The 7,322-nt window shown below is 69.4% G+C and carries 7 protein-coding genes; 2 read left to right on the top strand and 5 right to left on the bottom strand.

The features are described from left to right. Both AC07R7_RS04365 and AC07R7_RS04360 read right to left on the bottom strand, forming a co-directional pair. Positions 1-1,088: M56 family metallopeptidase (locus tag AC07R7_RS04365; protein WP_494634261.1), on the bottom strand; the 1,088-nt coding region annotated here is incomplete at its 3' end. Beyond that, a complete protein-coding gene (locus tag AC07R7_RS04360; protein ID WP_494634260.1) occupies positions 1,088-1,471 on the bottom strand; it encodes a BlaI/MecI/CopY family transcriptional regulator in 384 nt (127 codons plus the stop codon). The genes AC07R7_RS04365 and AC07R7_RS04360, both read right to left, overlap by 1 nt. Before the next feature lie 142 nt (positions 1,472-1,613). On the opposite strand from AC07R7_RS04360, the gene AC07R7_RS04355 reads away from it, so the two are divergent. Beyond that, the gene (locus AC07R7_RS04355; protein WP_494634259.1) at positions 1,614-2,096 is read left to right on the top strand and encodes a hypothetical protein; all 483 of its coding nucleotides are present in this window, start codon (positions 1,614-1,616) and stop codon (positions 2,094-2,096) included. A gap of 68 nt (positions 2,097-2,164) precedes the next feature. Further along, on the top strand, positions 2,165-3,127 hold the full coding sequence (locus AC07R7_RS04350) for a bifunctional helix-turn-helix transcriptional regulator/GNAT family N-acetyltransferase (protein ID WP_494634258.1): 963 nt from the start codon (positions 2,165-2,167) through the stop codon (positions 3,125-3,127). Here AC07R7_RS04350 and AC07R7_RS04345 read toward each other — a convergent pair. The 3 genes from AC07R7_RS04345 to aptA form a co-directional block, all read right to left on the bottom strand. Continuing rightward, a complete protein-coding gene (locus AC07R7_RS04345; RefSeq protein WP_494634257.1) occupies positions 3,124-4,284 on the bottom strand; it encodes an acyltransferase family protein in 1,161 nt (386 codons plus the stop codon). The genes AC07R7_RS04350 and AC07R7_RS04345 overlap by 4 nt on opposite strands. A gap of 110 nt (positions 4,285-4,394) precedes the next feature. After that, positions 4,395-5,843 (bottom strand): serine hydrolase domain-containing protein, encoded by a 1,449-nt coding sequence (locus AC07R7_RS04340; protein WP_494634256.1) that lies wholly within the window; start codon positions 5,841-5,843, stop codon positions 4,395-4,397. Between the two features lie 82 nt (positions 5,844-5,925). Further along, complete coding sequence (aptA, locus tag AC07R7_RS04335) at positions 5,926-7,239, bottom strand: omega-aminotransferase AptA (RefSeq protein WP_494634255.1); 1,314 nt, start codon at positions 7,237-7,239, stop codon at positions 5,926-5,928. Between the last annotated feature and the right edge of the window lie 83 nt (positions 7,240-7,322).

Below are 7,322 nucleotides of genomic sequence, written 5' to 3'. Positions count from 1 at the left end.
GCCTCCGCGGCCGCGACGGTCTCGGGCGGAGGTGGCGGGGCCAGGCGGCGGGCCTGGGCGGCCAGCGCCAGCGAGCCGGCGCCAGTGGCGGCCGTGAGCGCGGCGCCCAGCGCCAGGGTCAGGCCCACTCGCAAGGCCGAGGCGCGGCCTCGCGGCTGCAGGATCGCCGACAGGCGCAGGGCGGCCAGATCGCGGTCGCGACCCGTGAAGGCCGACTCGAAGGCCAACTTAGGCGAGGGTTGGGCGTTCATCTTCAGGGCCTCGACAAGCGCGCGGGCATAGTCGCGGCGGGCCTCGGGGGCGGCGCCGTCCAGGGCGGTCAGGTCGCAGACGGCTTCGCGCGCGGCCAGCATCCGACCGCGCAGGGCCTTGACCGGCGGGACCAGCCAGAAAAGGCCCGCCAGGGCTTCCTCGGCCGGGATGCGCCAGTTATCGCCACGACGCAGGTGGGCCAGCTCGTGGCCGCAGACCAGCTCCAGCCGGCGGGTGTCGCCGCTTTGCGCCAGCGCCTTGGGCAGCAGGATCACCGGGCGGCGGGCGCCGGCCAGCAGCGGTTCGGAGACGGCGTTGCTGATCCGCACGCGCGGCGCGCTGACCCGCAGGCGGGCGGCGCGCAGGCGGACGGCCTCGACCAGGGCGAAGTCCTGGCACGGCTCGGCGGTCGCGCGGACCTTGGCCAGGCGACGGCGGCCGCGGTTCCAGCGCCAGCCGCGCGTCAGCAGGCCGGCGGCCGAGAGGCCGACCAGGCTCCAGGCCAGACCGTTGATCAGAGCGGGCGAGGGAGCCCACGCCGGAGTGGCGGATGTCGGCTCGGCGGGGGTGATCGTCTCGACCACGGCCATGCGGACTGGTCCCGGAGCGATCGAGGCGGCCGGCGCGGCCTTCTCGATCGACGCCGGGGCGAAGGTCAGGGCGATGGTCGCGGCCAGGGCGCCGGCGGGCAGGGCGTAGGCCAGGCTCCAGGCGGCGGCGCGCGGGCGCGGGTCGTCGGTCAGGCGCTCGACCAGGCGGCCGAGGCCAAAGCCCAGGGCGCCGACGGGCCAGGCGGCGACCAGGCCCAGGGCGGTGGAGGTCAGCAACGGATGCATCACTTGGACTCCTTGTCGCCTGAGGGCTGGATGGTGTTGAGCAGGGTTTCCAGTTCCTCGATCTCGGTCTCGGACAGGATCTGGCTGCCGGCGAAGGCCGAGGCGGGCAGGCGGCCGTCGATCTCCAGCAGGCCCCGCAGGCGGTTCAGCACGCCGCCGATTACGTCGACCTTGGCCGTCCGGGCCTCATAGACCGCCAGTCCGTGCACCGAGCGGCGGACCAGCAGGCCCTTGGCCACCATCCGCTCCAGCACGGTGCGGGTGGTCGAGGCGCTCCAGCCCAGCTCGGGCTCGATCAGGCCCTGCGCCTCGCGGGCGCTCATCGCGCCGCCGCGCCAGAAGGCCTTCAGCACTTCCAGTTCCAGGTCGGAGGGTTCGGTCATTGGGATGGGGACCTCAGTGATGTCGCGAGTACGCTACAAATGTCACGAACTCGCGTCAAGCGTGGTGATCGATGTTCTCTAGTGACAAGCGTGACAGCTTGATTTACGCATGTACACCTGATTTACGCACGTGAGTTCAGGCATGACGACCGACCAAGTCCGCATTGTCAAAGTGCCGCTCGAAGGGCGCGCGCCCAGCCGCTGGCGCTGGGTGGCGGTCGCTCTCGGTTTCGCGGTCCTGATCGGTTTGGGCTTCGCGGTCATGCAGCGTCACGATCGCGCCGTTCAGGACCAGCGGGACGCCTTCTGGCGCGTCGAGGGCCCGCCCTGCGCGCCGCTGGAGGCCATGACCTTCCGCAGCCTTCGTAGGCTGCCGCAAGCCACGCCCTATGACGACGTGTTGTTCCGGCGCCTGGGCGGGACGATGACCTGCACGCATCTGATCGACCGGACGGGCGGCGTGGCGGCGCGCTATCCGGTCTGCAAGTTCAACGCGCCCGACTATCTGGTCGTGTCGGTCGGAGGCCATGACCGGTTCTACGACCTGACCGGCGGACACTCCGCCGCCGTCGAGGTGCGCGGCGGCCAGGTGCGTTGCGCGGTCATCCCGCCGTTCCGGATGTAGTCGCCCGCTTGCGCGTTCCGCATTCTCATAGCAAGCTATATAGCATGCTATGAGTCTGGAGGCGCGCGATGGAAGTCGATCTGCTGGCGGGGTTTGGCGTGGGATTCCTGGGCAGCCGCCTCAAGCGCCTGGCCGAGCGGATGCAGGCCGACGCGGCCGAGGTGGCGCGGTCCTTGGATCTGCCGGTGCAGCCGGCCCAGATGTCGCTGCTGATGACTATCCGCCTGCATGGCCCGATCGCCGTGGGCGAACTGGCCCAGCGCCTGCGACTGGCCCAGCCGACCGTCACCCGCGCCCTCGGAACCCTTGAGCGCGACGGCTTCGTCGAGGCCCGCCGCACGCCCGGCGACGGTCGCTCCAAGCGCCTGGCGCTGACGAAGGCGGGGGAGGCGCTGATGGTCCGGGTGCAGACCGAGCTCCTGCCGCGCATCGAGCCTGCCGCCGCCGAGCTGGTCGAGGGGCTTTCCGGCGACTTCATGCAGGGCCTGGCCAAGGTCGAGGCGCGGCTGGACGAGGCCTCGCTGTTGACGCGGATCCAGGCGGCCGGGCCGCCGTCCCTGTGGGCGCGCGACTTCTCCGACGACCTCGCCGAGGCCTTCTACCGGATCAACGCCGAGTGGATTCAGGACATGTTCGTCCTGGAGGACAACGACATCGCCCTGCTGTCGCGGCCGCGCGAACTGATCCTCGACAAGGGCGGGGTGGTGCTGTTCGCGCAGACGGCCGAGCTGGGCGTGGTCGGGACCTGCGCCCTGATGGTCTCGAAGGACGGCTGGGTGGAACTGATCAAGATGGGCGTCCTGGCCAGCGCCCGGGGGCTGAAGGTCGGCGAGTTCCTGCTGGCCAAGACCCTGGAGCGCGCCGCCAGCCTGGGCATGGACAAGGTCTATCTGCTGACCAACCGCAAGTGCGGGCCGGCCATCCACCTCTACGAGAAGCTGGGCTTCGTCCACGACGCCGAGATCATGGCGATGTTCGGCGCGCGCTATGAACGCTGCGACGTGGCGATGTCGTACCGCCCGCGCGGCTAGGCCTTGGCGAGGACCTTGCGCGCCAGCCAGCGCCGGACCGGCTGGTCATAGAGCTTGAGGCAGGCCCAGGCGATCGCCACCGCCAGCACGAACACCCCGGCCCCGACCAGCGCGCCCTGGGCCGGCCCGACCTTCCTGTCCACGACCCAGCCCGTGTAGATGTAGATCAACGGATAGTGGGTGATGTAGAGCGGATAGGAGAGGTCGCCGAAGAAGCGGGCGATCCGCACGCTGGGACCATCCCAATCTCCTTTGGCGACATCCTTCTCGCCCGCGCCGATGGCGACGATCAGCGGGAACAGCAGGATGATGCAGGCGGCTTCATAGAGGCCGTTCACCCAGCGAAGCTCGCCCACGCCGAAGCGCGGCAGGGACAGGCCGGCGATCAGCAGCAGGCTGCAGACGGCGAAGGCGTTGGGGACCTTGATCCGCTTGCCCAGGCGCATCAGCAGCACGCCGGCGAAGAACGGGAACATCACCCGCGTCAGGCCGATCTGGACGCCGCTCCTGTCCAGCGCCCAGCCGCCGATCACGTCGCCGCGCGGGCCCAGGACCAGCAGGCCGATCAGCGCCAGCGCCGACGCCGCGACCAGCGCGCCCAGCCAGCGGTTCGACAGCTTCCGCAGGCCCACGGCATAGAGGATGTTGGCGATGTATTCGTAGAACAGCGACCACTGCGGTCCGTTCAGCGGATAGATCTCGCCCCAGCCGCGCGGTTCGGCCGCCGGGGTCATCGGGATCATCACGAAGCTCAGCAGCACCATCAGCAGCACCTGCCAGGCGGTGACGGTCGCCAGCTTGGGGAATAGCGACCAATGCTGGAGGCCCAGCAGGGCCGCGCCGATCAGCGCGCCGACGATGATCATCGGCTGCAGGCGCACCAGGCGGCGCTTGTAGAATTGCCAGACGCTCATGCCGCCCCAGCGGTCGTCATAGGCGTAGGCGACCACGAAGCCCGACAGCAGGAAGAAGAAGTCCACCGCCAGATAGCCGTGATTGATGATCTGCCGTTCTGGGTCGCCGCCGGCGTGGGCCTCGAACAGGTGGAACAGCACCACCATCAGGGCGGCGACGCCCCGCAGTCCATCAAGGATGACGTAGTGGCTCTTGGCGGGCGCGGTGGCGTCGGTCGAGGTCGCGGCGGCGTCGGAACTCATGCGCGATCAGGGCCTCCCCGCCCCTTTTCAGTATTGGGCGGGAGGCTTGCTGTATTCGCCGGCGGACGACAAGGGGGTTTTCGAATTTGTCCCTAGGACAAATTCAAGGATCACTTCGCCGGCTTGCGCGTGAACGCGACCTTGTCGTCGCGCAGGATCAGGGCGCCGTGGTCGGGATCGCTGAAGACGATCCTCAGATCCTGGGCGGTGATGAAGAAACTGCTGGGCGTGTCCGGAAACAGCGGGTCGACGACGCCGGTCCAGATGTCGGCCACCAGCCGGTCGCCATCGCGGCGAATGGTGAAATCGCCGGCCTCGCCAATCGTGAAGGTCCCGACGAACTTGGCCTGCTCGGCCATTGGCGCCGGAATGACGGGACGTTCGATGGGGTGATAGTCGGGCCAGCCATATTCGACCGCGACGGCGCGGACGATCGCCTCGCTGAGCTGGTAGCCCTGGTCGCCGTTGGTCAGCACGACGACGCCGTCGCCGGTGTCGGGATAGGCCAGGATCACCGCCTTGTACCCGGCGTTGGATCCGTTGTGGTAGAAGTACTTGCGCGCCGTGGCGCCCTGGACCGACAGGCCAAGGCCGTAGCCCGACTTCACCGGCGTCAGCATCTCGCGAGCGGTCTTGGGCGACAGGACGTGGCCGGTTTCGCCGTTCGCCGACTTCGCCAGGTCGATCACGAATCTGGCCAGGTCGTTGGCGGTGGTCCACAGGCCGGCGGCGGCCATTTCTGGATAGGTGTGGGGACCGCCCGCGATGAGCGCGCCCTTGGTGTCGTGCGGCCAAGCCGCGTGGGCCGCGCGCGCGGCGTCTAGCGGCTGGTCCTCGGTGCTGCGGGTCATGCCGATCGGCGCGAACACCTTGTCGCGGACGATGGCGGGGAAGGTCTGGCCCGTGGTGTCGACCATCATCTGCTGGGCGATCGAATAGCCCCCGCCGGAATAGCGATACGCGCTGCCTACGGCCTGGTCGACGACGACCGGCGCGGAGTTGGCGGGGGCCGTTCCGCTCAGCACCTGGGGCAGGGTCGGAACAGGCGCGCCGGCCGCGTAGCCGGCGAAGCCATGCACCGTGGTCCCGGCCGTGTGCGACAGCAGCGCGCGCAGAGTGACCGGCGTGGTCGCGGTGAACGGGCTGGCCGGCAGGGTCCAGCTCTTGAGGGTCTTGTTGACGTCGGTGTCCAGCGACAGTCGGCCGTCCTGGACCACGGCCAGGGCCGCCATGGCGGCGACCGGCTTGCTGACCGAACCGGCCTGAAACAGGGTGTCGGCGGTGACCGGTTCGCCGCCCTGGCGGGTGACGCCGAAGCCGCGCGCCCACTCGACCTTGCCGCCCCTGATCACCGCGATGGCGACGCCCGGCACGTGCAGGGCCGCCATCCGGTCCTGAAGGCTCTGCTTGGCCGGCGGCGCGCCCTGGATCTCGACGGCGGATCGCAAGCCGGTCGTCACGCCCCGGACATGCTGCTCGACCGTCGGACTCGCCGCCCAGGTGGGCGCCGCCGCGACGCAGATCAGCGCCGTCATCGCGGCCTGTCGGATCATGTTCATGCGGCGCACCCCTTGTGTGGCAAGGAGTTCAGGCGTTCCGGGCCGCGAGGGCAACACAACAATCGGTAATGTACGCGCGCGCCTAGTCGACCTTGGCGAGCACCTTCCGGAGCGTCTCGACCATGCGGTCGATATGGCTCTTCTCCAGGATCAGCGGCGGCGACAGGGCGATGATGTCGCCGGTGACGCGGATCAGCAGGCCTTCGTCGAAGCAGGTCTCGAACGTCTCCATCGCCCGGGCGGTTGGCGCGCCGGCGCGGGGGGCGAGCTCGATGCCGGCGACGAGGCCGAGGTTGCGGATGTCTATGACGTGGCGGGCGTCGGCCAGACTGTGCATGGCGTCCTGCCAGTAGGCCTCCATCGACGCGGCGCGGTTGAAGAGGTCGTCCTCCTGATAGGTCTCCAGGGTGGCGAGGCCCGCCGCGCAGGCCAGGGGGTGGGCCGAATAGGTGTAGCCGTGGAACAGCTCGATTGGCGCGTCGGCGCCCTCGAGCATCGTGTCGTAGATCTGGGTGGAGGCCGCCACCGCGCCGCACGGGACCGTGGCGTTGGTCAGGCCCTTGGCCAGGCAGATCAGGTCGGGCGTTACGCCGAAGCGGTCGGCGGCGAACGGGGCGGCCAGGCGTCCGAAGCCGGTGATCACCTCGTCGAAGATCAGCAGGATGTCGTGCTTGTCGCAGATGGCCCGCAGGCGCTCGAGATAGCCCTTGGGCGGGACCAGCACGCCGGTGGAGCCGGCCACGGGCTCGACGATCACGGCGGCGATGTTGGAGGCGTCGTGCAGGGCCACGATCTTCTCCAGGTCGTCGGCCAGGTGGGCGCCGTGCTCGGGCTGGCCCTTGGCGAAGTGGTTGCCCGGCACGCCGTGGGTGTGGGGCAGGTGGTCGACGCCGGTGAGCAGGGACCCGAAGTACTTGCGGTTGGTCGGGATGCCGCCCACCGAGATGCCGCCGAAGCCGACGCCGTGATAGCCGCGCTCGCGGCCGATCAGCCGGGTCTTGGTCCCCTTGCCCCGGGCGCGGTGATAGGCCAGGGCGATCTTCAGCGCGGTGTCGACCGACTCCGAACCGCTGTTGGTGAAGAAGATCCTGTCCAGGCCCTTCGGCGTGATCTGCGCCAGGCGCGAGGCGAACTGGAAGGCCAGCGGATGGCCCATGTTGAAGCAGGGCGCGTAATCCATCTCGGCCGCCTGGCGCTGGATGGCTTCGCGGATCTTCGGGCGATCGTGGCCGGCGTTGACGCACCAGAGGCCGGCCGTGGCGTCCAGCACCTCTCGGCCCTCCGGCGTCTTGTAGATCATGCCCTTGGCGGATGAGAGCATCCGGGGATGGGCCTTGAACCGGCGGTTCGGGGTGAACGGCATCCAGAAGGCGTCGAGGTCGTTGGCGCTGGGCATGGCGGGTCCTTCGCGAGAGCCTTGCATTGTGATCGCAATTGAGCCCCTCTCGTAAAGAGAGCTTTTATGGCCGCGCTTGGAGA

Source organism: Caulobacter sp. GW821-FHT05F04 (assembly GCF_059419665.1).
The sequence above is the reverse complement of the archived record's forward strand: the minus strand, read 5'-3'. Positions and strand labels throughout refer to the sequence as shown.